The 25382-nt window shown below is 63.4% G+C and carries 20 protein-coding genes; 13 read left to right on the top strand and 7 right to left on the bottom strand.

Annotated features, from left to right (window positions below):
• Position 1 precedes the first annotated feature (1 nt).
• Positions 2–1411: an ATP-dependent RNA helicase DbpA gene (dbpA, locus tag HS961_RS04780; protein WP_182326617.1), complete on the bottom strand. Its 1410-nt coding sequence runs from the start codon at positions 1409–1411 to the stop codon at positions 2–4.
• Positions 1412–1545: 134 nt separating this feature from the next.
• Here dbpA and HS961_RS04775 point away from each other — a divergent pair, with 134 nt between their 5' ends.
• The gene (locus HS961_RS04775) at positions 1546–3030 is read left to right on the top strand and encodes an AMP nucleosidase (RefSeq protein WP_182326616.1); all 1485 of its coding nucleotides are present in this window, start codon (positions 1546–1548) and stop codon (positions 3028–3030) included.
• Positions 3031–3217: 187 nt separating this feature from the next.
• Positions 3218–4924 (top strand): tannase/feruloyl esterase family alpha/beta hydrolase, encoded by a 1707-nt coding sequence (locus tag HS961_RS04770; RefSeq protein WP_182326615.1) that lies wholly within the window; start codon positions 3218–3220, stop codon positions 4922–4924.
• A gap of 114 nt (positions 4925–5038) precedes the next feature.
• Here HS961_RS04770 and purT read toward each other — a convergent pair whose 3' ends face one another.
• Positions 5039–6268, bottom strand: a complete 1230-nt coding sequence (gene purT, locus HS961_RS04765) for a formate-dependent phosphoribosylglycinamide formyltransferase (RefSeq protein WP_182326614.1) — start codon at positions 6266–6268, stop codon at positions 5039–5041.
• A gap of 200 nt (positions 6269–6468) precedes the next feature.
• Here purT and HS961_RS04760 point away from each other — a divergent pair, with 200 nt between their 5' ends.
• From HS961_RS04760 to HS961_RS04735, 6 genes are all read left to right on the top strand, one after another.
• The gene (locus HS961_RS04760; protein WP_182326613.1) at positions 6469–7320 is read left to right on the top strand and encodes a 3-hydroxybutyryl-CoA dehydrogenase; all 852 of its coding nucleotides are present in this window, start codon (positions 6469–6471) and stop codon (positions 7318–7320) included.
• A gap of 36 nt (positions 7321–7356) precedes the next feature.
• Positions 7357–7731, top strand: coding sequence for a hypothetical protein (locus HS961_RS04755; RefSeq protein WP_182326612.1), 375 nt, complete (start codon positions 7357–7359; stop codon positions 7729–7731).
• A 41-nt stretch (positions 7732–7772) separates the two neighbouring features.
• Positions 7773–8576 (top strand): HpcH/HpaI aldolase family protein, encoded by an 804-nt coding sequence (locus HS961_RS04750; protein WP_182326611.1) that lies wholly within the window; start codon positions 7773–7775, stop codon positions 8574–8576.
• A 157-nt stretch (positions 8577–8733) separates the two neighbouring features.
• Entirely contained in the window at positions 8734–9204 is a 471-nt protein-coding gene (locus tag HS961_RS04745) for a MarR family winged helix-turn-helix transcriptional regulator (protein WP_182326610.1), read from the top strand.
• A gap of 39 nt (positions 9205–9243) precedes the next feature.
• Positions 9244–9663, top strand: coding sequence for an organic hydroperoxide resistance protein (locus HS961_RS04740; protein WP_182326609.1), 420 nt, complete (start codon positions 9244–9246; stop codon positions 9661–9663).
• Between the two features lie 117 nt (positions 9664–9780).
• Positions 9781–10833 carry a serine/threonine protein kinase gene (locus tag HS961_RS04735; protein WP_182326608.1) on the top strand — a complete coding sequence of 351 codons (1053 nt, stop codon included), beginning with the start codon at positions 9781–9783 and terminating at the stop codon, positions 10831–10833.
• Between the two features lie 15 nt (positions 10834–10848).
• Here the strand turns inward: HS961_RS04735 and HS961_RS04730 are convergent, their stop codons facing one another.
• Positions 10849–11343: a hypothetical protein gene (locus HS961_RS04730; RefSeq protein WP_182328133.1), complete on the bottom strand. Its 495-nt coding sequence runs from the start codon at positions 11341–11343 to the stop codon at positions 10849–10851.
• Between the two features lie 60 nt (positions 11344–11403).
• On the opposite strand from HS961_RS04730, the gene HS961_RS04725 reads away from it, so the two are divergent.
• Together HS961_RS04725 and HS961_RS04720 are read left to right on the top strand one after the other, a co-directional pair.
• Positions 11404–11553: a hypothetical protein gene (locus HS961_RS04725; protein WP_182326607.1), complete on the top strand. Its 150-nt coding sequence runs from the start codon at positions 11404–11406 to the stop codon at positions 11551–11553.
• 2 nt (positions 11554–11555) lie between these two features.
• Positions 11556–12767, top strand: a complete 1212-nt coding sequence (locus tag HS961_RS04720) for an MFS transporter (protein ID WP_238347795.1) — start codon at positions 11556–11558, stop codon at positions 12765–12767.
• A 2-nt stretch (positions 12768–12769) separates the two neighbouring features.
• Here HS961_RS04720 and HS961_RS04715 read toward each other — a convergent pair whose 3' ends face one another.
• From HS961_RS04715 to htpG, 4 genes are all read right to left on the bottom strand, one after another.
• Positions 12770–13498 carry an exosortase H-associated membrane protein gene (locus tag HS961_RS04715; protein WP_182326606.1) on the bottom strand — a complete coding sequence of 243 codons (729 nt, stop codon included), beginning with the start codon at positions 13496–13498 and terminating at the stop codon, positions 12770–12772.
• 92 nt (positions 13499–13590) lie between these two features.
• The gene (gene xrtH, locus HS961_RS04710) at positions 13591–14142 is read right to left on the bottom strand and encodes an exosortase H (protein ID WP_182326605.1); all 552 of its coding nucleotides are present in this window, start codon (positions 14140–14142) and stop codon (positions 13591–13593) included.
• A 178-nt stretch (positions 14143–14320) separates the two neighbouring features.
• Positions 14321–18538 (bottom strand): DUF11 domain-containing protein, encoded by a 4218-nt coding sequence (locus tag HS961_RS04705; RefSeq protein WP_182326604.1) that lies wholly within the window; start codon positions 18536–18538, stop codon positions 14321–14323.
• 935 nt (positions 18539–19473) lie between these two features.
• The gene (gene htpG, locus HS961_RS04700) at positions 19474–21426 is read right to left on the bottom strand and encodes a molecular chaperone HtpG (RefSeq protein WP_182326603.1); all 1953 of its coding nucleotides are present in this window, start codon (positions 21424–21426) and stop codon (positions 19474–19476) included.
• 305 nt (positions 21427–21731) lie between these two features.
• On the opposite strand from htpG, the gene HS961_RS04695 reads away from it, so the two are divergent.
• The 3 genes from HS961_RS04695 (at position 21732) to HS961_RS04685 (ending at position 25373) form a co-directional block, all read left to right on the top strand.
• Positions 21732–23984 carry a hypothetical protein gene (locus HS961_RS04695; RefSeq protein WP_182326602.1) on the top strand — a complete coding sequence of 751 codons (2253 nt, stop codon included), beginning with the start codon at positions 21732–21734 and terminating at the stop codon, positions 23982–23984.
• Positions 23985–24081: 97 nt separating this feature from the next.
• Positions 24082–24702, top strand: coding sequence for a hypothetical protein (locus HS961_RS04690; RefSeq protein WP_238347794.1), 621 nt, complete (start codon positions 24082–24084; stop codon positions 24700–24702).
• Positions 24702–25373, top strand: a complete 672-nt coding sequence (locus tag HS961_RS04685; protein WP_238347793.1) for a hypothetical protein — start codon at positions 24702–24704, stop codon at positions 25371–25373. Before HS961_RS04690 ends, HS961_RS04685 begins: the two co-directional genes overlap by 1 nt.
• Positions 25374–25382 lie beyond the last annotated feature (9 nt).

Genomic DNA, 25382 nt, shown 5'->3' with positions numbered 1-25382 from the left:
CTTACAGCAGGCGCGCCTTCACGGTCTTGCCCTTGACCCGTCCGCTGTTGAGCCGGTCCACCGCCTGGTGGGCGATATCGCGTGTGACGGCGACATAGGTCGAGAAGTCGTTCACATTGATCTTGCCGATCTGCTCCTTGGTGTAGCCAAAGTCGCGGGTCATCGCGCCCAGCACATCGCCAGCACGGATCTTTTCCTTGCGCCCGCCGATGATCTGGATGGTGCGCATCGCCGGCACCATGGGCTGGTTGGATGCGGGGGTCAGCTCGCTCAGCGGGTGCCACTGCGATTCACGGCCTTGCAGCACCTCGATCTTGCCGACCGAGCCCATCTCGTCCATGCTGGCCAGGCTCAGCGCCAGGCCTTCGGCATCGCCCCGGCCCGTGCGGCCAATGCGGTGGATATGCACTTCCGCATCGGGCGTGGTGTCCACATTGATGACAGCGGCCAGGTTGGCAATGTCCAGCCCGCGCGCTGCCACATCGGTGGCCACCAGCACGCTGCAGCTGCGGTTGGCAAACTGCACCAGCACCTCGTCGCGCTCGCGCTGCTCCAGCTCGCCAAACAAAGCCAAAGCGCTCACGCCCTGGGCCTGCAGCACTTCGACCAAGTCGCGGCATTGCTGCTTGGTATTGCAAAAGGCGATGGACGATTCGGGCCGGAAATGCGCCAGCAGCTGCGATACGGCATGCAGGCGCTCGGATTCCTTGACCTCGTACCAGCGCTGCTCAATCTTGTGCGCGCTGTGCTGCGAGGCAACCTTCACCGTCTGCGGATCGCGCATAAAGCGCTCGGCCAGTTGGGCAATGCCCTCGGGGTAGGTCGCAGAGAACAGCAGGGTCTGGCGCTCGGTCGTGCACTGGCTGGCCACGGTGACGATATCGCCATAAAAGCCCATGTCCAGCATGCGGTCGGCCTCGTCCAGCACGAGGGTGTTGAGGGCGGCCAGGTCAATCGCGCCGCGCTCCATCAGGTCCATCACCCGGCCGGGGGTGCCAACGATGATGTGGGCACCGTTTTCCAGGCTGGCGATCTGGTTGCGCGAGGGCACACCACCGTAGACGGTGACGACCTTGATGTTCTCTTCGGCACGCGCCAGGCGGCGGATTTCGGTGGCGACCTGGTCGGCCAGCTCGCGGGTGGGGCAAAGCACCAGCGATTGCACGGCAAACCAGCGTGGGTTCAGGCGGGCGAGCAGGGCCAGGCCAAAGGCGGCCGTCTTGCCGCTGCCGGTGCTGGCCTGGGCGATGACATCCTTGCCTTGCAGCGCAAAAGGCAGGCTGGCCGCCTGGATCGCCGTCATCTGCGTATAGCCCAGCTGCTGCAGATTGTCCTGCATGGTCTGGCCCAGTGGCAGTTGGCTGAAAGAGGTGGCGTCCGCTGCGTTGGCGGTGGTATTGGTTGCGTTCATGGCGCAATTATCCCGCGCCCGGCAATACAGCCGCTCTCTGCCCAGCGGGAGCCCCTGAAACCCGTCCGCTTCTGCCCCGTTGCAGGCGCGCCATTTGTCATGCCGCGGCCCCCAAAGCAGATGCACAATGGTGCATGACCTATACCAAACCTGCCTTTACCGCACCGACCAGCCACCGCACGGCTCAATCCGCGCTGGCGCAGGTGCAGGCCATTTATGCCGAGCAGATCGGTTTTCTGCGCCAGGCCATGCAGCGCTTTGTGGCGGGTGAGACCCCATCTGCCCCCTATCGTGCCTGCTACCCCTTTGTACGCCTGCATACCCGCACGGTGGCCCGGGCCGACAGCAAGCTGGCCTACGGTTTTGTTGAAGGCCCCGGCCACTACGAAACTACGCTCACCCGGCCCGATCTGTTTGCCGGCTACTACGCCGAGCAGTTCCGCCTGCTGATCGAGAACCACAGCGTGGAACTGGAAGTAGGCACCAGCAACCAGCCCATTCCGATCCATTTCTCATTTGCCGACAACGACCATATCGAAGGCCAGCTGAGCGCCGAGCGCCGCATGCTGATGCGCGATGTGTTTGACCTGCCGGACCTGCACACGATGGACGACGGCATCGCCAACGGCACCTGGGAGCCCAAGCCGGGCGAGGCGCAGCCGCTGTCGCTGTTCACCGCGCCGCGCATGGATTACTCGCTTCAGCGCCTGCGCCACTACACCGGCACCCTGCCCGAGTGGTTCCAGAACTTTGTGCTGTTCACCAACTACCAGTTCTATATCGACGAGTTCATCCGCCTGGGGCGCGCCGAAATGGCCAACCCGGACAGCGAGTACATCGCCTTTATCGAGCCGGGCAATGTGGTGACCCGCCGCCAGGGCCTGCCGCCTGAGGCCGTGGACGCGCTGGGCAACCCGCCGCCGCGCCTGCCGCAAATGCCCGCCTACCACCTGGTGCGTCCCGACCAGTCGGGCACCACCATGGTCAATATCGGCGTGGGCCCGGCCAATGCCAAGACCATCACCGACCACATTGCCGTGCTGCGCCCCCATGCCTGGATGATGCTGGGCCACTGCGCCGGCCTGCGCAACAGCCAGCAACTGGGCGACTATGTGCTGGCCCATGCCTATGTGCGCGAGGACCATGTGCTGGACGAAGAGCTGCCGCTGTGGGTACCCATCCCCGCGCTGGCCGAGATCCAGGTTGCCCTGCAGCAGGCGGTGGCCGATGTCACCCAGGTGCCTGAGGACGACCTCAAGCGCTTTATGCGCACCGGCACTGTGGCCAGCACCGACAACCGCAACTGGGAACTGCTGCCGGACAACACGCCCCAGCGCCGCTTTAGCCAAAGCCGGGCCGTGGCGCTGGACATGGAAAGCGCCACCATTGCCGCCAATGGCTTCCGCTTCCGCGTGCCCTACGGCACCTTGCTGTGCGTGAGCGACAAGCCCCTGCACGGCGAGATCAAGCTGCCTGGCATGGCCAACCACTTCTACCGCGAGCGGGTGGACCAGCATCTGCGCATCGGCATGCGGGCGGTCAACATCCTGCGCGAAGGCGGTGTGGACCGGCTGCACAGCCGCAAGCTGCGCAGCTTTGCCGAGGTGGCTTTCCAGTAAGTTGCGCGCCCAGCGGCGCTTTGCGCAGCCCTCTACTCCAATGCCAGCACCAGCGTGCTGGCTTTTTTACTTATGGGGAACTACCTAACTGCAAACCCTGTGGATAACTGTGCGCCTCACTTCCACAATGGTCGGCGGGCCGTGAAGAAGCCTTTGCGCGCCCGCACCATAACAACCAGGAGACACAGTGACCACAACCATCCTCCCTCCACTTAGGCGCTTTATCCCTCTGACGGCGGTCGCCAGCGCGGCCCTCGCGTTGGCCGCTTGCGGCAGCGGCGGCTCCCACAGCTTTAACTTTGACGAGGCCAGCCTGGCGCTGGCCAAGCAGCAGGTAGCGGCCAGCCAGATAGGACTGCCCACCAGCGGTGCCACGGTCACCTCGACCGAAACGCCAAGCGTCGCCACCGGCGCGCAGCCCCCCGCCTCGGTACGGGCCAATATCTCGATCGCCCCGGTCGACCCCGGCGCCCCCGCCATCAAGATGGGCCTGCTGCTGCCCAAGGAGTGGAATGGCAAGGTGGTGATGGTGGGCGGTGGCGGCTACAACGGCGTGATGCCCAGCCTCTACACCTACCCGGCCGCCCCTGCCAGCCAGGGCGCTTACCCGCTGCTCAACCAGGGCTATGCGGTGTTTGGCAGCGATTCCGGCCACCAGGCCGGTGCAGCCGGCAGCCGCGATGGCAGCTTTGGCACGAATGACGAAGCCGTTGCCAACTTCTCCGGCGCTGCGCTGAAAAAGGTCAGCGATGTGGCCGATGTGCTGGTGACCCGCTTCTACGGCAGAAAGCCGGACAAGCGCTACTTCATGGGCGGCTCTACCGGCGGGCGCGAGGCGCTGGCTGTGGCCCAGAAATGGCCGTCCGAATGGGATGGCGTGGTGGCCTGGTACCCCGCCTGGAACGCGGCCAGCCTGGATCTGCAGTTTGGCCGCATCAGCCGCGCCTTTGCCCAGCCTGGCGCCTACCCCAGCCTGGGCCAGCGCAAGCTGCTGCGCCAGGCGGCGCTGGAGAAGTGCGATGCGCTTGATGGCGTACAGGACGGTGTGGTCAGCAATGTGGCCGCCTGCAACAGCCAGTTTGACCCGGCCACCGCTACGCTCAATGGCCAGCCGCTGCGCTGCGCCGCTGGCGCCAGCCAGGAGGGCTGCCTGTCCGATGCGATGATCAGCGCGCTCAAGACCTACAACAGCGAGATCCGTTTCAGCGCACCGCTGGGCAGTGGCGAGACGCAGTACCCGGGCTTCAATGTCTGGGGCTCGGAACTGGGTGAGGAAGGCAGCAGCCCGCTGCAGCCCACCGTCAACCTGCTGGCGATGAACACCACCGCCCCGGCCAGCCCCGCGCCGCTCACCGCCCCGTACTGGGCGGTGTTCTGGGACCAGTGGGTGCGCTATTTTGTGACCCGCGATGCCAACTTTGATGCGCTGTCGCTCGACCCGCAAAACCCCGGCCCCTGGACCGACCGCATCAACCAGCTCACCAAGCTGCAGGACATCAACAGCACCGACCTGTCCGCCTTCAACAAGCGCGGCGGCAAGCTGCTGATGGCCCATGGCACCGCCGATGTGCTCGTCAGCACCCGCGCCACCGAGCAGTACTGGCAGCGCCTGGAGCAGACCATGGGCGCCTCTGCCGTCAAGAGCTTTGCCCGTTACTACGAAGTACCCGGTTACGGCCATGCGGCCAGCACCGCCTTTAACGCCAACTGGGATTCGCTCAAGGCACTGGACCAGTGGGTGACTGCTGGCACCGCGCCAGGCGCCCAGGTGGTCAGCGACACCGCTGGCGTGCCCGGCCGCACCCGGCCGCTGTGCGAGTACCCGACCTGGCCGCGCTACAAGGGCAGTGGTGATGTAAATGTGGCGGACAGCTATAGCTGCGAGTCCAACTAAAGGCAACTGAACCAAGCCACCTCAAAGCAAAAGCTGCTGGGCGCCCGCAAGAGCATCCAGCAGCTTTTTTATCGAAAAACTCTAACGAGGTGCTGAGCGACAGTCAGCAGCCGTTTACTCCGCCACGCGGGGCTTGACCAGCGCCGCCGCCTTTTTGGCGTTGTCACGTGCGGCATCTGTATCGGCAGCACGGGCCAGTGCCACGCCCATGCGGCGGCGGCTAAAGCTCTCGGGCTTGCCAAACAGGCGGACTTCGGTGCCGGGGATCTGCAGGGCGGCATCGACGCCGTCAAACACAATGCCCTGGGCATCCACACCGCCGTAGATCACGGCGCTGGCGCCGGCGGTCTTGAGGCTGGTGTCCACCGGCAGGCCCAGGATGGCGCGGGCATGCAGCTCGAACTCGTTTTGCCACTGGGTGATCATGGTGACCATGCCGGTGTCATGCGGGCGGGGGCTCACTTCGCTGAACCAGACCTGGTCGCCCTTGACGAACAGCTCCACGCCAAACAGGCCCAGGCCGGCGGGCTCGCCATTCAGACCGGTGCCCAGGTCGCTGGTGATGGCGCGGGCAATATCTTGCGACAAGGTCAGCGCGGCAGGCGCCATGCGGGCCGGTTGCCAGCTTTCCACATAATCGCCCTGCACCTGCACATGGCCGATGGGCTCGCAGAAATGGGTTTCGATCTGGCCGGCAGCATTCTTGGCGCGCACGGTCAGCAGGGTGATTTCGTAGTCAAAGTCGATAAAGCCTTCGACGATGATGCGGCCGCCCTGCACCCGGCCGCCTTCCATCGCGTAGTTCCAGGCCTTTTCCACATCGGCCGGGCCATCGATCTTGCTCTGGCCCTTGCCGGAGCTGCTCATCACCGGCTTGACCACGCAGGGGTAGCCAATGCCGCCATCGATGGCGGCCTGCAGCTCGGCCAGGCTGTCGCAGAACTGGTAGGGGCTGGTGGGCAGGCCCAGGGTCTCGGCGGCCAGGCGGCGGATGCCTTCGCGGTCCATCGTCAAACGGGTGGCGCGGGCAGTGGGCACCACGCGCACGGTGCCTGCGGCCTCCAGCGCCTGCAGCGCGGGCGTCGCAATGGCCTCGATCTCGGGCACCACCATGTCGGGCTTTTCTGCTTCGATGAGGGCGGCCAACTGAGCCGGGTCGCTCATCGTGATGGTGCGGGCATGGTGCGCCACCTGGTGGCCGGGCGCGTTGTCATAGCGGTCCACCGCCACCGTCTCCACGCCCAGGCGCTGCAAGGCAATCAGCACCTCCTTGCCCAGCTCGCCGCTGCCCAGCAGCATGACTTTGGTTGCGTTCTTGGTGAGCGGAGTGCCGAAGGTGGTCATATCAGGTCGTGTCTACAAAGGGGCTGCGGCGCAGCGATGGGGGGCATTTTAGAACCCCCGCCTATCCCCGCGCTCTGTCGCCCAGTTTGTGCCGCACTGCAATACCAACCGCTATGATCTTGCCACCGGGCTTGCCGATAGGCACTGCAGGGCGGATGCAGGCCAGCCCCTCTCCCAGCAACAGGACCCAAGGAAGACAGATGACGATCCAGACCGTAGGCGTAATTGGTGCAGGCACCATGGGCAACGGCATTGCGCAGACCTGCGCAGTGGCGGGGCTGAATGTGGTGATGGTGGACATTTCGGAAGCCGCCGTGCAAAAGGGCTTGGCGACGGTGGGCAGCAGCCTGGGCCGCCTGATCAAGAAGGAAAAGATCAGCGAAGGCGACAAGGCTGCCGCACTGGGCCGCATCCAGGGCAGCACCCGCTATGAAGACCTGCAAAAGGCCCAGCTGGTGATCGAGGCAGCCACCGAGAACTACGAGCTCAAGCTCAAGATCCTGCAGCAGGTCGATGCGCTGCTCGACCCTTCGGTGATGCTGGCATCGAACACCTCGTCGATCTCGATCACCCAACTGGCAGCGGCCACCAAGCGCCCGGACAAGTTCATCGGCATGCACTTCTTCAACCCCGTGCCGCTGATGGCCCTGGTGGAAGTGATCCGTGGCCTGCAAACCAGCGATGCCACGCACGACGCCGTCAAGGCGCTGGCCGAGAGCCTGGGCAAGTCGCCCATCAGCGTGAAGAACTCGCCCGGCTTTGTGGTCAACCGCATTCTGGTGCCGATGATCAACGAGGCCTTCTATGTGCTGGCCGAAGGCATTGCGTCGGCCCAAGACATCGATGACGGCATGAAGCTGGGCTGCAGCCACCCGATTGGCCCGCTGGCCCTCGCCGACATGATTGGCCTGGATGTCTGCCTGGCCGTGATGGAGGTCTACCTGAAAGACTTTGGCGACAGCAAATACCGCCCCTGCCCGCTGCTCAAGGAAATGGTCGCCGCCGGCCAGTTGGGCCGCAAGACCGGCAAGGGCGTCTACAGCTACGCCTGACCACAGGCCCCCGCGCTGCCCAGCGATTCCTGCCCCATGCCCGCGCCACGCAGCACCCCGATCTGGAAAAAGGCCCTGCCCGTGGCCGCGCTGGTGCTGGCCCTGGTGGCCTGCATGGCCGGCTTTCGCATCTGGAAGCAGCAGCTGGAAGACGCGCCAGTCGATGCGCTCTACCGCGACTACCTGGCCTATGTGGCCGCCCGGGTACCCGCCGCCGACCTGCACCTGCAGCGCTACTACCAGCGCTATGGGCGCGACACGGTGGCCGCCAAGCACTTCAAGCCCATCTGCCGCAGCGTGACGGCCATGGCGGACCAGCAAGCGCTGGACCTGGGCGCCAGCGAATGGCACACCTTGGCGGGGAGCTGCCGCACGCGGCCGAGCAACGACGAGATCCACCTCCTGCCCTGACCACTCCACCACACAGACAACACCACACAACAGAGACAAGCATGCCAACACCCAACCTCTTCAAAAAAGCCATGGCCGCCGGCCAGGCGCAGATCGGCCTGTGGTCGGCCTTTCCCTCGCCCTACATCACCGAGCTGCTGGCCGGCAGCGGCTACGACTGGATCATGCTCGACACCGAGCATTCGCCCAATGATGTGCCCCAGGTGCTGCAGCAGCTGCAGGCGGTAGAGGCGGCCCTGCAGCCCCGCCCCACCAGCGCCGTGGTGCGCCCGGCCTGGAACGACCCAGTGCTCATCAAGCGCTACCTGGACATTGGTGCCCAAACCCTGCTGATCCCCTTTGTGCAAAACGCCGACGAGGCCCGCGCCGCCGTGCAGGCCATGCGCTATGCGCCCCAGGGCATTCGCGGCATGGGCGGCTCGATGCGCGCCAGCAACTTTGGCCGCGATATGCAGTATGTGGACGATGCCGACAAGGAGCTCTGCCTGCTGGTGCAGGTGGAGACCGCACAAGCGCTGGACCAGATCGAGGCCATTGCCGCCGTCGATGGCGTGGACGGCATCTTTATCGGCCCGGCCGATCTGTCCGCCAGCATGGGCTACCCCGGCCAGCCGCGCCACCCGGTCGTCAATGCCGCTATTGATGACGCCATCACCCGCATCCGCGCTGCAGGCAAGGCCCCTGGCATCCTGATGGTGGACGAGGCCCGCGCCCGCGAATGCCTGGCACTGGGCGCACAGTTTGTCGCCGTCTCGATGGACTTGATCCTGCTGCGTACCGCCGCCGATGCGGTGGCCGCCAAGTTCAAGGACAGCAGCGGCCAGGTGGTGCAGACCGCTTACTGAGAACGCTGGGCGGCCCAGCCTTCGTCTGAGACGCGGGTTGCCTCTTCTTAAGACGAATCCAGGGCCGATGCACCGGCCCCCACCAAACACCCTGCTGACAACAGGTGCTTCAAAAATTAAGTTGCGCACAATTTAATTGAACACGATAATTCAACCCATGCCCAACGCCACTCCCGCCACTGCCCACAACGCGCTGCTGCTCGACCAGCAGCTGTGTTTTGCGCTGTACTCCAGCTCGCTGGCGATGACCAAGCTGTACAAGCCCCTGCTCGAACCATTGGGTTTGACCTACCCGCAGTACCTCGTGCTCTTGGTACTGTGGGAGGGCGATGGCGGCATGGTCTCCGAGCTCGGCGAGCGTCTGTACCTGGATTCGGGTACGTTGACGCCACTGCTCAAGCGCATGCAGACAGCAGGTTGGTTGCATCGCCAGCGCGACAGCGAAGATGAGCGCCGCGTGCGGGTGTACCTGACGGAGGCCGGTCGGCAACTGCGTGCGCAAGCCGCTGCCATCCCCGCCTGTGTGCTGGAGCACAGCCAATGCGGTTTGCAAGAGCTGCAGGCCTTGACCCAACAGATTCAACAGCTGCGCAGCCGCCTGGCCGCGCCGCTGACCGCCGCTTCTTGATGAAGCAAGTTTTCCCCCACCCTTGACCAGGAGTTCACCATGGCTAGTCTCGAAAAAGTTCTGTACACCGCCCACGCACACACCACCGGCGGCCGCGACGGCGCATCGCGCACGGATGATGGCCGTCTGGACGTGAACCTGTCCTCCCCCGGCACCAGCGGCCAGGGCACCAACCCCGAGCAGCTGTTTGCCGCTGGCTACTCTGCCTGCTTTATCGGCGCGATGAAGGCAGTGGCTGGCAAGCAAAAGCTGGCCCTGCCCGATGGCCTGTCGATCGACGCGGAAGTGGACCTGGGCCCCATCCCGAACGCCTACGGCATCGCTGCCCGCCTGACGGTCAACCTGCCTGGCATGGACAAGGCCGTGGCCGAAAAGCTGGTGCATGACGCTGACCAGGTCTGCCCTTACTCCAACGCCACCCGCGGCAATATCGACAAGACCCTGACCGTGGTGGTCTAAGCATTACCGCTGATCGATTGACACGCTCCAGTACAGCCGGTGCATGCCTTGCATGCCCGGCTTTTTTTGCGCCTTGCGGCTCTGAAGGCCGTCACAGGAAGGGCGCACAATGGCGGGATGCACGATATTGACGACTCCCAGCCCAGCAGCCCGCAGCAAGAACATGCCTATGCCGCACTCACGCCCGATGTGGTGCTCAATGCACTGGCATCGGTGGGCCTGTGGGGTGATGGCCGCCTGAACCCGCTGTCCTCGTATGAGAACCGCGTCTACCAGGTCTGGCTGGAAGACGGCAGCAAGGTGGTTTGCAAGTTTTACCGCCCAGGCCGCTGGAGCGATGCGGCGATTTCCGAGGAGCACCAGTTCTCCCAACAGCTGGCCGATGCCGAGGTGCCGGTGGTAGCACCTTTGCAGCTGGGCGGCCACAGCCTGCTGCAGCATGGCGGTTTCCGCTTTTCGGTATCGCCCTGGCGAGGCGGGCGCCAGCCCGACTTGGACGACTGGGAGGTGCTGGAATGGGTGGGCCGCTTTCTGGCTCGCATCCACACCGTGGGCGAGGCCCAGCCCTTTGCGCACCGCCCCAGCATCAACGCGCAGGACTTTGCCCGTGAGCCCCATGACTGGCTGATGGCGCAGGGTGCGATCCCGCCCGGCCAGCGCACGGCCTGGAGCGATGCCTGCCGCCGCGCCACCGATAAGATCTGCGAGATCATCGACCCGGGCAGTGCTACCGGCCACTTTGCGGCGGGCAGGTTTCGCAGCCTGCGCCTGCATGGCGACTGCCACCCCGGCAATGTCCTGTGGGTGCCACCTGAAAACCACGGCGGTGGCCCGCATTTTGTCGATCTGGACGACACGCGAAGCGGCCCTGCGGTGCAAGACCTGTGGATGCTGCTGTCGGGCGACCGCATGCAGCAAAGCGCGCAGCTCTCGACCTTGGTGGAAGGCTATGAGCAGTTCCGCCCCTTTGACCGGCGCGAGCTGGCACTCATCGAGCCACTGCGCACCCTACGCCTGATCCACTACAGCGCCTGGCTGGCCCGGCGTTTCGACGACCCGATCTTCCCGATCCACTTTCCCTGGTTTGGCAGCGAGGCCTACTGGCAGGAGCAAACCCAGCTGCTGCAGGCCCAGCTCATCGCGATGGATGAGGCGCCGCTGTACGTTTGAAGGTAACGGCCCCGGTTAGCAGCGGTTGTTGATTCGGCAGTCGGGCACCAGCTGGCCGTCGGCACCGCGCCATTGCAGGGTGGCATCATGCTCGCCCGATGGCGGGTTGACGGCGCCCGGCACCACGACGCCTGGCTGGGCTTGTGGCATAGCCGGTGCAGCAGCAGGGGCAGACGCAGGCGCCGCCGGGTCATACAACACCGTGCCGGTGCCCACCCCCACGCCTACCTGGGCACCACCGACGGAGGTACCCACCCCCACCCCCGCATTGCCAGTGACCTGGCCGCGCTGGTTGACCCCTACGCCCACACCAACGGGGCCAACGCCGGTGCCCACCCCGGCGCTAACGCCACCACTGCCGACACCCACGCCCACCGAGAACGGCCCCACGGGGATGCCCACGCCCACATAGGGTGAGCAGGCGGACAGCGCAGCCACGGACAGCACCGCCATGGCGACGGCTGCCGCAACACGGCGGTAGGGGGAAAGGGAAAAGCGCGAGGCGGACATTCGGGTCATGGCTATTTTTAACAGCGATGGCCACACCAGCCCCGACTACAAGGACATTGCATGCCGATGTCCGACGGCCGGCCCTGGGCACCTAACCCGGGCTGCGACATGGACAGCCCCCTCCCTACAATGCAGCCCACCGTCCTCGCTGGCCAGCCGCTACCCGCCGCTGGCCTGCTGCCACCACCGCAGCCCAGCCCCAAGTTCTGATCATGAAATACCAATGGCCGCCCTACCTCTGGGTGTGCTTCTCGATGTGCGTCGGCGTCATGGGCACGGCGCTGGCCAGCCCGCTCTATCCGATCTACCAGGCCCAGTGGCAGCTGCCGCCCAGCGCGATCACGCAGGTGTTTGTGCTCTATATGGCGGCAGCGCTGACCAGCCTGATGCTGCTCGGGTCGATCACGACACGCTATGGTTTTTTCCAGGTCTTGCGCGCGGGGGTGATGCTGATGACGGCAGGCGTGCTGCTGTCGGCGCTGGCCTGGAACATGCAGGTGTTCAGCGCAAGCCGCATCCTCATCGGCCTGGCCTCGGGAATGATCACCACCTCAGCCTCGCTGGGCCTCACCCAGCTCAACACCAGCGGCGATACCCAGCGGGCTGCCGCCACCACCAGTTTGACGATTGCCTTTGGCTTTGGCCTGGGGCCGATTGTGGGCGGGCTGGTGGCGCAATGGGCACCCTATCCGCTGCGCAGCGCCTATGTGCCGTCGCTGTTGCTGAGCGCCTTGGCGATTTATGCGCTGTTCCAGGTGCAGATGCCGGCCCATCTCCAGCCGGCGCCGCCCACCACCCGCTTCAGCCTGCGCCAGCTGATGCCGCGCCTCACCTTCCCCGAGCGCGCGGCGCTGCGCCGCTATGGCCTGGCGTCCATGGGTGCCTTCTGCGGCTTTGGCATGTTCAGCCTGTTTGCATCGCTTGCGCCCAGCTTTATGCAAAGCATGCTGCCCTGGCACGGCCCGGCGATCAGCGGGCCGTCCATTGGGCTGATTCTGCTGCTGTCGGCCGCCTCGCAGTTTGTAGCCAAGAGCTTTGCCACGCGCAAGGTGTTGATCACCGGCTATGCGGCGCTGGCGTTGTGCAATCTGCTGCTGATGGTCAATGTGTTTGCCAGCTCGGCGTTGCTGTTTGTGCTCTGCCTGCTGAGCGCCGCGCTCGGCCATGGCCTCTGCAACCTGGGCGGCATCTCCGTGGTCAACCGGGTGGCGCGGGCTGACAACCGGGCCGGCTTGCTGGCCACCTACCTGGTCATCGGCTATGTGGGCACCATCCTGCCCATCTTGGGCATTGGCTGGCTGTCGGACCAGGTGGGGCTGTCCCGCGCGCTGCTGGCGTTCTGCGCGGTGTTTGCGCTGCTGGCTGCCGCGCTGGCGGTAGCAACTTGGCGCACGCCGGCGCCGGCTCCAGGTTCAAAAAACTAAGCTTACTTGCGCGGCGGCAGGCTGATGCTGATCTCGTGCGAGATCTCGGGCCCGCTCTCGGCCGGGCGGATCACCTGCTCAGGCGGCGGGGGCGGTGGTGGGCGCACGACGGTAGGGCGCGGCGCCAGCTTGGGCTGGATGTTTTTCTTCCAGGCTTCGACCAGCACTTCGTTGACAAATTGCCGGTCCAGCCAGAGCCACAGCAGAAACGGCACCAAGGTCGGCAGCACCAGGCTGCCCAGCTGGTAGCCATAGGCCAGCAAGTCGAGCTGGGTCTGCGAAATCTTGAGCAGGCGCAGGTCGATATTGGTGGCCAGCACCATCTGCATCAGCAGGCTGGTGGAGATGCTGAACGCCTGGAACGGCAGCAAGATCACATAACCGAGAACAGCGCGCCAGACGCGGCCTTTGCGCCAGGCAGCCAGCAGCAGTGCCAGAAAGATCGGGAAGCCGTAGGCATAGCGGCCCGGGTCGCCGTCCACCGAAATCTCGGCCCAGCGGCCACCGGTATTGGCATTGGCCACGCCGACGGAGGTATCTACCTCGATCTTGCCTGGCGCGATATGCACCTGCTTGACCCAGCCGGCTGCCAGGTCAAGCATGCCCTCTTTGGATATCACCGCCACCGGGTAGCTCATCCACGGCGACAGCTGCACCCATACGGTGGTCAGCACGATGATGCCGGCAAAGGCCAGCAGCGAAAATCGCTGTATGGGGGTTAAGCGCTTCATCCCTCTTCCTCGGTCACAGCCTGGGGGCCATGTACTTCTTGTCCTGCCAATGGAAAAAAGCCAGCAGTGCTTGCACTGCTGGCCGGTTCAGATCAGGCGGCTGCCAGTGTCGGGCCCGCCCCGGAGCCCGAAGGCGGCGGCGCGTCCGAGCCGTCGTCAGCGCGCTTGGCGCGCTGGCCGGCACGTACCCAGACCAGCCAGACCACCAATACGTCCAGCATGATCAGCGCCTGCCAGAGGTACTCGTGGGCAAAGTTGAAGGCGGTCATGTTCCATTGGCCCAGGTAGAACAGGCTGATCACGCGCACGATGTTGACCGCTTGCACCGCGATAAAACCCAGTACCAGGCCGATGAGCTTGTGGCGCCAGCTGGACGGGAAGGCCATGATGGCCGCAAACAACACAATGCAGGCCTCGATACCATTGCAGCCGGCCTCGATGGAGACGCCAAAGTTGGTCGCATGGTTCCACAGCACCTTGCCCTCAGCGACGGCCGACTTGTCGAACCAGGTCACCAAAAAGGCGCAAATCTGCGCCAGCAAAGCCGTCCAGGGCTCGACCAGGTGCTTTTGCACCCAGCTCAGCATATTGAGACCGAACAAAGTGAGCTGAAGCCCCAGAAATACAAAAAAGAAGCGAACCATGGTGCCTGCCTGCCGTCGTCGAAGTGGACGTAGGAGCAAATATAGCCGCTAAAGTTCTTGCCGGGGGAAATGCCTCTGTCAACAACTGGGGATCGGGTGCAGCGTATTCCCAACGCAAAAAAAGCCGCGCATGGCTATGCGCGGCTTGGGTGGTGGAGGCAAATCCTATGGCTCAGCCTTAGCGGCTGCGGCGTCCCAGTCGAACTGCCGCCAGTCCCGCCATGGCCAACGCCATCAGCAGCAGCGCTGCCGAGGACAGCACCGGGACCGGCACCACCTGGCCACCCGGCTTGTCATCCTCACCGCCGGTGTTCTTGCCAGGGATGGTGGTCGTTACCGAGCTTTCGTTGTTGCGAGGTTCGCTGTCACCAGGCAGATCCACCACGGCGGTATTGACCAGGCTGAGCGGGCCTTCCAACGCCGCATCCACGGTGGTCTCCACCGTCAACGCGACGGATGCGCCCACCGCCAGCGGCTCCAGCGCACAGCTGAGCGTGCGGCTGCCTTCGTCAAACTGGCAGGCGGGCGAGGCTTGCACAAAGACCAGGCCTTCAGGCAAGACATCGGTCAGGCTGGCTTCGCGGCTATCGGCCGGGCCGTTGTTGACGACGGTCAGGCTGTAGACCAAGGTATCGCCAGCGGCGGCTTGCGCCTTGTCCACGGTTTTAAGCAGCGCCAGGTCGACGACGGCCAAAGGCGTCTCGGTGCGGCTGTCGTTGTTGGATTCGTCAGTGTCGCCCGGGCTGGTCAGGGTGGCGGTATTGACGATGCTGGTCTGCCCTTCTGCACGCGACAGCAGCTTGACGCTGAAGGGGAAAGCCACTTCATCGCCGGCATTGAGCGTGCTGATCTCGCAGCGCAGCGTGCGCGATGCCTCTTCGTAACCGCAACCGGCGGGCGTAGCGCCTTCCAGCACCAGGCCTTCGGGCAGCACATCGCTGACCACGGCCTGGCCGTTCACCAGGTCCATGCGCGGGTTGGCGGACGGGTCTTCCTCGTTCTTCACCGTCAGGGTGTAGGCAATCAGATCACCGACATCCACCGCACCGGTGGCCGACGTGGTCTTGGTCAGCGACAGGTCCACATAGCGCAGCTTGTCCAGATCATCCGGCGAGACCTGGGCCGGGTCATAGGTCGAGGTGCGGTCGGTGGTCTGGTTGTTCTTGCTGACATCCACACCGTCCAGCGCCTCCACATCGGCGGTCACGCTAGCGCGGTGGTTGATGGTGCCCACGGCGCGGCCGTCCAGCAAGCTTGCGGGCTCCATCGTGAACTTGATCACCACCGACTCGCTCGGCGCCAGCCACGGGAAATCACAGACCAAGGTCCCTGCGAGCGCACCAGCAGCAGGCACCACGCAGCTGTCCAGGCCAATGCGGCTATCACCGCTGGACATCTGCACGCTGTCGAGCGAGACAAAGCGGAAGTCAGCCGTCGATCCCGGCGCCGGGAACTGGTCCAGCATCTGCACACCCGTCGCATAGGACTGCGACGCACCACTGTTGGTGACCGTGATCGTGTACTGGGTGTTGCCTGTGTCCAGCGGGATGCCGTCATTGGTGTGGCGCATGTTCACCAGCACATCGACCTGGGGCTTGTCCAGCGGCACCGCTTCGTTGGCGCTGTTATTGCTGGTGTCCGTTTCTGGCGTTACCGAGGCCACCACCACACTGTTGTCCAGCTGGGGCGGGTAGTCCTTGCTGCGCGAGCGCAACTGGTAGGTCACCGTCTTTTGCGCGTTTTCTCCCATGGCATCGTCCCATGCGCAGGTCATCGTGCGGTTGGCTTCGGTGATCTCCAGGCCGGCTGCAAAGACCGCGCCAGCGCTCAAGGCACAGCTGCCGCCGGTAATGACCGGGGCTTTGCCCACCCAAATGCTGGCCACAGGCAGCTGATCGGTCACGCGGACTTGGCGGGCCTGAGACGGGCCGCTGTTCTTCGCCGTCAAGGTATAGGTAATCGCCTGGCCGGCGGCTGCGCTCTCGGGCGCGGCCTGCTTGGTCACCGTCAGGTCCGTCAGCGCTTCCATCTCCACCGATGCTTTGGCACGGTTGTTGTCCGTGTTGAACTCTGCCGTATCGGGCGAGCCCACGCTTGCTTCGTTGACGAGGGTGTTGGTCTGCGTGTCGTTGTTCTGGGGATCGACATACTGCCTCGCCTTGATGACGATCACATAGTCCACCGCCGGGTCGGCCGGCAGGTTGCGCAGCGTGCAGCTGACGGTCGCAGACTTCTGGTTGTTATTGCCAGAGATCGAGCAGGCTTCCATCTCAGCACCGTTGTCCGCAGGCATCTGCACCTCGGCCGTCAGATAGCGGTTGTTGGCATAGGCGGTCACACCCAGCACGCCCGCGCTGTAGTCGGTCAGCAGGTTGCCGATGGTATCGGTCACCGTGACGGTTTGCGCCGTCTGCAGGTCTGCGTTCTCTGCACCCTGGGGCACATCATTTTTCACGCGCAGGGTATAGACCACCTCCGCACCTGATGCCTTCGATGCGCCGGGGATCTCCGCCGACTTGCTGATCGACAGATCGGCCTTGGATTCCGAGATATTGACTTTGCTGCTGCTCGCAATCACGTTCAGCGGCGCACCGTCGCGGCCCTCCATACCCGTCAATGCAGCGCCGTTGGCAATCGATGCAAACTTGCCGTTGGCCGCATCGATATGCGCCACCACATTCAGCAGCAGCTCCGACGTGCCGCCCGCCGCAATACCGCCCTTGAAAGTGCAGCTCAGCAGCTTGCCCAGTTCAGCGGCCGTGGTGCTCTCGGGAGTGCAGACCCAGGGCGATCCTGCTGCAACACCCAAAAACTGCAGTTGGCCGTCGAGCTGGTCGCTCACCGTCATGGTCTGGCCCGGCAGCACGGCCAGCGGGCCATTGTTCTTGATCTTGATGGAGTACTGGTATTCCTGGCCGGAGGCGATCACGGAAGCCGAGGTGCTTTTGCTGACCGCCAGATTCACCTTGTTGCTGACCAACACGCTGGCCTGCGCCTCGTTGTTGGCGCCCACATTGGCGGGCGATTCATTGCTGGCGGAGACGGTAGCCGCGTTGTTGATCACGGTTTCTGCAGCGACCGAGGACACATCCACTGACGCCTTGACCGTGATCTGCGGCAGATTCGTTGTAAACGCACCGGTGAACTGGCAGCGAATGACTTGCGCGTTATTGCTGCAAACCCAATCCGAGCCCTCAGCGGACACAAAGCTGACCCCTGCAGGCAAGGTGTCGGTCACCACAATATCTTGCGGCACCAACTCACCCGCCACCCGCTTGGCGCTGAGCGTATAGGTCACAGGCACGGGGCCGGTGGCCTGCTTGTCCAGCACCTTGGGGTTCACGTCCTTGGTCAGGGCCATGTCCAGGTTCACATTGGGCTGCACCTGGATGCGCACCGCATCGGTGTTGTTGTCAGGATCGGCATCCAGAAACAGCTGTCCGGTCGCAGTCTCACCCGATACCGAAGCTGCGCTGGCCACCTGGCCCTCACTGGCTTTGATCAGCAGGGGCACGCTCAGCAGCGGCAAATCGCGGTTGCGGTCTACGGTCTGGCCGGCGGGCACGGTATAGCTGCAGCTCCATACCGGCACGGGCTGGTTGGCACTGGCATCTTCTGCCTTGGCACAGACCCAGCCATTACCAGTGGGGCTGCCTTGGAACTCGGTGCCTTCCGGCTGCGGAAAGCGCACAACCGCCTTCTCGCCGGCCTTCAGCACAAAGGCATAGGGCGAATCGGTATTGCGCACCTGGAGCTGGTAATCAACCTTGTCGCCCTGGGTATGGGACGAGCCATCGATCGGCGCCAGAATCTGCACCGCCAGGTCGGCGCGCTCATAGGTGGTGATGGTGCGCGCAATGCGGCTGTGGTTGGGCTCGGCATCGCCGGCATCCGGGTCCAGGTTGTCCGGGCTGGCGGCGGAGGCATGTGCGGTCCAGTCGGTGCTTGCGCTGGGCAGCTTGACGCGGAAGTCCACCGCCACAAAATCGCTCGCAGTGACCTTGGCTATCGTGCAAGCCAGCGGCGCATTGGCGGCGATGGTGTCGCCAGCCCCCGGCAGTGGCGCTGCGCAGCTGACGCCCTCGGGCGCCGCGATCGCTTGAAAAATGGCACCCGCCGGCAGCCATTGCTGCAGCGTCACATTCGCCACCTCACCTGTGCCGCCATTGAGCTTGACCTTGGCGCGATAGACAAAGTCGGCGCCCGCTGGGCCATCCACCGAGCCGTTCTCAGCAACGGCTCCCGTCTGGGCGACAAAGGCGTCATGGTTCACAAAGATGTCGTAGCGGGTCGACTGCGCCAACGCGACCCCGGGCAAGACGCCCGAAACCAGGGCAACGGCTAGACTGCCGCGCATTTTCGCGAGCAGCGCCGGTGGCCAATAGGGATGAAACACTTTCAAGGTCCTGCAAAAAAAAGGCAAAGCTCCGCCCTCCCCGAGAAAATGGGGATTTCGGATTGCACATTCAGTGGATGAAAGGACTACCGGTGCAAAGACCAGGATTCTTCAGGCCATGGCCAGTTGGTCTTCTGCGGTAGAGGCTGGTCTAAAAGACCCCCGCTGCATAAGGCAACAAGGGGGCCGAATTTAGCACCGCGATCAGGCGTATATATCCAATAAACTTTTAATTAACTTATTGGATATAAATCAATGATGCACTGAAACAATGCACCAAAACTCATAGGATTCACACACCTTGCGCCCAGTGGGCAGCGAGCATGCATTTGCATCCTGCCGACAGACAGCGTAAGCGCTGGCGAAGCGCAAAGCGAAAAAACATGTAACGACGTCTCCGCGCTGCCAGACGGTCTACATACATCGGACTCCATGAGCGCAGAATCAATATGATGATTTATTTAAAAAATAAGCAGATCGCAAGCTGAGAGCAACCGCTCCCACCACCGCTCGGATCAAGCGCCCGAATGGGAGACGCCCCATCTTGGTGCAGCGCCTCAGCGCCCTCCACTTGTCCTTCCCAGCGGCTTGAAAAACTTCAAGCCTTGCTGCTTGGTCCAAGGGAAAAACGATCATGTTGGTCCAGCAATTCCAAACAGCGCTGAATTTTTCCATGTAGTCATGCTCCTACATAGAGAATGTCAACAAATATTAACTGATTCTCTCTCGGTTATTATTCATTGTTTTTCTTTGGTAAGTAAGCGCTCCCATTGCCCATATATCTGGCCTGGTTGATCTTCCCAAGCAAGGCATCACGCAAAAATCCAGCGCGATAATCTGCATCGAAAAAATACCCGCGATGGATACCCCTGGCATAAAAAATCCCCGCCCGGTTTCTAACCCGGCGGGGATTTTTGGGATGGCCTGGGCTGGGTTTACACCAGCAGCGCGTTCACCCGCTTGACATAGGCGGCAGGATCTTCCGGCAGGCCACCTTCGGCCAGCACGGCCTGGTCAAACAGAATCTGGGCCAGGTCGTGGAAGTGCACCGAGCCGTCCAGTTTCTTGACCAGTGGGTGCTCTGGATTGACCTCCAGCACCGGCTTGGATTCAGGGGCGGCCTGGCCGGCCTGCTTGAGCAAGCGCGCCAGTTGCAGGCTCATGCCGCTGTCCGAGACGACCAGACATGCAGGCGAGTCCACCAAACGGCTGGTAGCGCGCACGTCGTCGGCACGGTCCTTCAGCGCTTCCTTCAGTTGGGCCAGCACGGGCTTGAAGGCTTCAGCGGCTTCTTCAGCGGCCTTCTTCTCTTCCTCGTTCTGCAGCTTGCCCAGGTCAACAGCACCCTTGGCCACCGATTGCAGCGAGGTGCCATCAAAGTCCTGCAGGAAGTTCAGCGCCCATTCGTCGACCCGGTCGCTCATCAGCAGCACCTCGATGCCCTTTTTCTTGAACACTTCGAGCTGCGGGCTGCTCTTGGCAGCGGCCAAGGTGTCGGCGGTGATGTAGTAGATGGCCTCCTGGCCCTCTTTCATGCGCGCCTTGTAGTCGGCGAACGAGGTGTTCAGGCCTTCCTGCGTGGTCGATGCAAAGCGCAGCAGCTTTGCGATGCGCTCCTTGTTGGCCATGTCCTCGCCCAGGCCTTCCTTGAGCACGGCACCAAACTCGCTGTAGAAGCGGCTGTACTTGCCTTCCTTGGCCTTGTCGTCTTCGCTGACCACATCCACCACGCCATCGCTGCCTTCGGCAGCAGCGGCCTGCGGCTTGTCGTGGCGGGCCAGGTCTTCCAGCATCGACAACACGCGCTTGACCGAGCCATCACGGATCAGGCGCACATCGCGGCTCTCTTGCAGCAGCTCGCGGCTCACGTTCAGCGGCAGGTCGGCCGAATCGATCACGCCTTTGACAAAGCGCAGGTACTGGGGCATCAGCGCCTGGGCGTCGTCCATGATGAACACGCGCTTCACATACAGCTTGATGCCCGCATGCTTGCCCTGCTGGTACAGGTCAAACGGGGCCTTCGCGGGGATATAGAGCAGCTGGGTGTACTCGGTATTGCCTTCGACCCGGTTGTGGCTCCAGGTCAGCGCGTCTTCGTAGTCGTGGCTGATGGCCTTGTAGAAATCCTGGTACTGCTCGGCGCTGATGTCCTTCTTGGCGCGGGTCCACAAGGCGCTGGCCTTGTTCACGGTTTCCCATTCGCCGGTCTTGACCATCTCGCCGGGCTGCTCGTTCTCGCCCTCTTTCCACTCTTCCTTTTCCATCAGGATGGGCAGGCTGATGTGGTCGGAGTACTTGGCAATCACTTCCTTGAGCTTGTAGCCGTTCAAGAAGTCCTGCGCATCCTCGCGCAGGTGCAAGGTGATGCTGGTGCCGCGCTGGGCACGCTCGATCTGCTCGACCTCGAAGTCGCCCATGCCGCCGCTGGTCCAGCGCACGCCCTCAGACGCCTCGGTGCCCGCGCGACGCGACTCGACGGTGATCTTATCGGCCACGATAAAGCCGGAGTAAAAGCCCACGCCGAACTGGCCGATCAGCTGCGAATCGGCCTTCTGGTCGCCACTCAGCTTGTCCATGAAGGCCTTGGTGCCGCTCTTGGCAATCGTGCCCAGGTTGTCGATGGCCTCTTGCGTGGTCATGCCAATACCGCTGTCGCTGATGGTCAAGGTCTTGGCCTTGTCATCGAAGGACACGCGCACTTCCAGATCGGGCTGGTCGCCGTACAAACCGCTGTCATTGAGCGCTTCAAAGCGCAGTTTGTCGCATGCATCAGACGCATTGGAGATCAGCTCGCGCAAAAAGATCTCTTGGTTCGAATACAGCGAATGCGTCACCAAGTGGAGCAGTTGGGCCACTTCGGCCTGGAAGGAATGGGTTTTTTTGGTCATGGGAGCTTAGTCTTCATCAACACAGATCAAGGGTCTATATGGGTGCAGACCGCGCCGCTTCAAGGTATACCGTCATTTTAGAAATTGCTTATCCAAACAATCTATATCAAGCAAAGATTTATGACATAGATCGCTCATAAATGATCATGATCACCCGTAGAAGAGATTTTTCATTTTCTTTCTACGCGCCATCACACTTCACTGTTATCTCCCCTGACACACTTAACGTTGTGTATCAAATTTTGACATTTGATTGGTGGCATCCGCGCAGAATAAATCCAACGTTAGTTAACTCCTAATTACAAATGAATGTTGTTGAGCGGCATCCCTTGTACAGCGGCACTGGTTTCTTCCAGGCGTTTACAGGGCGTGCCGCTTGGGGGATGTGGGTGCTGGTGCTTGGTGGGCATGTGCGCCTAGCCCAAGCACAGAGCGATCAGGCAGTCAGTGCCCAGGTGGAGTCACTGAGCGCTGCCCAGGCGGAGCAGGCCCGGCTGCGCGCCACCATCGAGGCGGCGCCCGCCGCCTACGAGGACAACTTCATGAGCGCCGATGAACTGACGGCCCTGCGGGCCGGTGAAGCCGAAGAAGTCGACCCCAGCACCTTGCCGCTGGGGCTGCGCAGCTGGGCGCTGGAGAGCCGCCTGGGTATCGCCCGTTCCGACAACGGCCCGTTGGGCAGCCAAAGCGGCACCGAGCTAGGCCAGCGCATCCAGTACCGCCAGCAAACCCTGAACTATGGCGAGTGGCTGCTGCAGGCCGATGTGCGCAGCATGCATGGCGGCCAAGATGCCTTCAATGGCATTGGCGCTCTGGGCTATGCCCGCCAATCCAGCAGCCAGCGCATCACCGTGCAGAACCTGGCCATGCCCATCACGCCCGGCATCCGCATGGACACCACCATCGGCGACGGCTACAGCGAGCTGACCCGGGGCCTGGGCCAGAACTACCGCCTGATGCTGGGCACCAGCACCGTGCGGGGCCTGTCCACCCGCATCTATGGCGCGGACTTTGACATCAGCGCCGGCATGGGCCAGCGGGGCGATTTGCTGGGCGGCCCCTATCCCGGCTTCGAAAAAAGCCAGGGCACGGTCGCCTGGGTGGGCGCCACCCAGCGCCTGGGCGGCGCCTGGTATGCCGCCGGCCAGTTGAACCAGGCCAACAATGTTGCGGCGGTGGATTATGGCCTCTGGAACGACCAGGACAGTGGCAGCAAGCGGGTCAGCAGCTGGGCCGCAGCACTGGGCTATGGCTCGCCCACGCAGCAGGATGGCGCATTGCGCGGCCGACTGACCGCGCTGGGCAGCAGCACAAGCAGCGATTCGGCACAAACCCCATCTGGCAGCGCACAAGGCCTGTACCTGGAGGCAGACACCAAGCTAGGCCGCTACCGCCATACCTGGGGTGCCTATGTGACCCGGCCCAATCTGCATTTTGGTGACTACCTGCTGCCCTCGGGCACGCAAGGCGCTTACTGGCGCATGGACCATAGCACCAGCCGCATGAGCTGGGGCACGGGGGTGGATGTGGAGCGCATGCGCGCCAGCAGTTGGCCGGCCCAGCAAGGCCAGACCCGCGTGGGGCTGAGCGGCAATCTGCACTACCAGCTGGACCGCCGAACCGCGCTGGGCGGCAACCTCAACCTGTACCAGACCCGCTATGCGGGCGACGGCCAGGGTACTGGCCTGGATGGCAAGATGCGCAGCCTCTACGCCTATGGCTACTACCAGACCCGCTTTGGCGACCTGCCGCGCTCGCGCTTCAGCCTGAGCCTGCGCATCAATGAGCAGATCGTGCTGGGCGACGGCACTGCTACCGGCCGCGAGCTGCAGTGGGAGCAGGACTGGATCAGCGCCCAGCGCGAGACCATGCGTCCTGAGCTGACCACCACCCTGGGCTGGGCGGATGACCGCAGCAACGGCACCACCCAGCACTACCCCACCGCCGGCGTGCAAGGCCGCTACTGGCCCAGCAGTACGCTGAGCATTTCCGGCAACCTGCGCTACACCTCGCAAAGCGGTGGGCTCTTCACCAGCCGGGGCTTGTCCGGCAATCTGCTGGCCGAAAAGCAGTGGGGCAATGGCTGGAGCATGGGCATGGGTGTACTGCTCAACCAGGCGCGCCTGGCCACCAACCAGATCCTCAGCTGGACCAGCCCGCAGATCTACCGCAGCAACGACAAGACCGCCTATGTCTATCTGCGCTGGGAAGGCGGCACCGGCCGCCCCTTTGCCGTGGCCGGTGGCATGCCTGGCAATGGCAGCGGCAGTGTCGCTGGCCGCGTGTTTTATGACGCCAACAAGGATGGCCGCATCCAGGCCGATGAAACCGGCGCACAAGGCGTTGAGGTGGTGCTTGATGGGCGCTACCGCACCACGACCGATGCCGAAGGCCGCTTTTTATTCCCGATGGTCGGCGTAGGCCGCCATCAGCTCAGCATCACGCTCGACAGCGTGCCCCTGCCCTGGGGCGCTGCCGACGGCGCGGTGCTGGGCGTCGATGTTCCGCTGCGTGGCGAAGCCAACGCCGAGATCCCCATCACCCAGGTGGAGGACTAACCATGCAGCAGAACCCAGGCCCCCGCTTGCGCACCCCGTGCACGGTATGGGCCAAACCCCGGCGCCCAGGCGCTTGCTCTCTTGAAAGACTCGAACCATGAAACACCCAAAATTGAAAGCATTGGCGCTGGGATCTGCCCTGGCGCTGACCTACGCCGGCCATGCCTTGGCGGAAAGCCAATACGGCTTCTCCTCGGCCGGTACGGGCACCGTGACCGCCACCGCCAAAGTCAACCTGAGCGTGGTCATCCCCAAGCTGATCCTGCTCAAGGTGGGTTCCAGCAATGCCGTCCAGGACACCGTCACCTGGAACGCAACGCTGACCATTCCGCCCACCCCCGGCACCACGCCCACGGCCACCGCCAACAACGTCCAGGTGCCCTGGGATGGCACCGCGCCCACCGTGGCCGTCACCCCTACAGGCAACGTGCTGTCGGTGGCTGCCTGGACCAATGCCGGCACCGCCAACATCAATTGCGCCGTGGGTGCCTGGAGCCCGGCAGCTGGCGGCCCACCCAATGCCAACTTCACCGTGACAGCAGCAGGTGCAACGCCGGTGCCCCATCCCGGCGCCAACCTGGGCGCATGCGCATCCACCACGCTCACCCCGAACACCTTGTTGAGTGGCACCTGGACCTATGCACTGACCGGCACGGCCACCGCTTGGAGCGCCGGCACCTACACCGGCTCCGTCACCTATACGGCGACAGGCGTCTGATGCGCAAGCGCGATGCAACCACCGCCGCGCGTGCCGCCCTGCGGGCAGCACGCGCACCGCTGAGTGCGGGGCTGGTACTGCTCGCCTGCGGCATCACGGTGCCTGCCAACGCCGTCATCATCACGGTCAGCGACAGCGCAAGCACCAGCAACTATGCGCTGTCGCTGCAGGTGGGATCTGCTGCCGGTACCGATACGGTGCAGTTCAATGTCTCAGGCAACAATGCGGGCCTTACACCCACCGCCGTCACCGGCTCACCCGCCATTGATATCTCGGTCACGCCGGTGCGCCCGATCATTGCTTCGGAAGTCGCCCGACCCGTCACCTTGCGAGTGGACTCCAGCGCCGGCCTGGTCTGCCAAAGTGGCGCCTGTGGCAGCACCGTTATCCCGTTCAGCAAGATCAGCTGGACAGTCAGCAACAACAGTGGCTCGGCGACTGGAGATATACAGAGCGGTCAGTTCAACGGTGCGACCAACCAACAGATCGCCAGCTTCAATGCCAATGCCAATATCTGCTCGATTCCGATCATCATTCTTTGTCTGGGCACCTGGACGTACCAGACGCGCAACATGAATGCCACGCGCATGACATTCAGATACGCCAACGATACGTTCTACCCGGCAGGCACCTACCGGGGCACGGTGTATTTCACCGCGTCGATGGAATAAGGAGACGGG

Source organism: Comamonas piscis (genome assembly GCF_014109725.1).
GTDB classification, from domain to species: Bacteria; Pseudomonadota; Gammaproteobacteria; order Burkholderiales; family Burkholderiaceae_C; genus Comamonas; species Comamonas piscis.
This window is presented reverse-complemented; position numbering and strand designations above follow the sequence as displayed.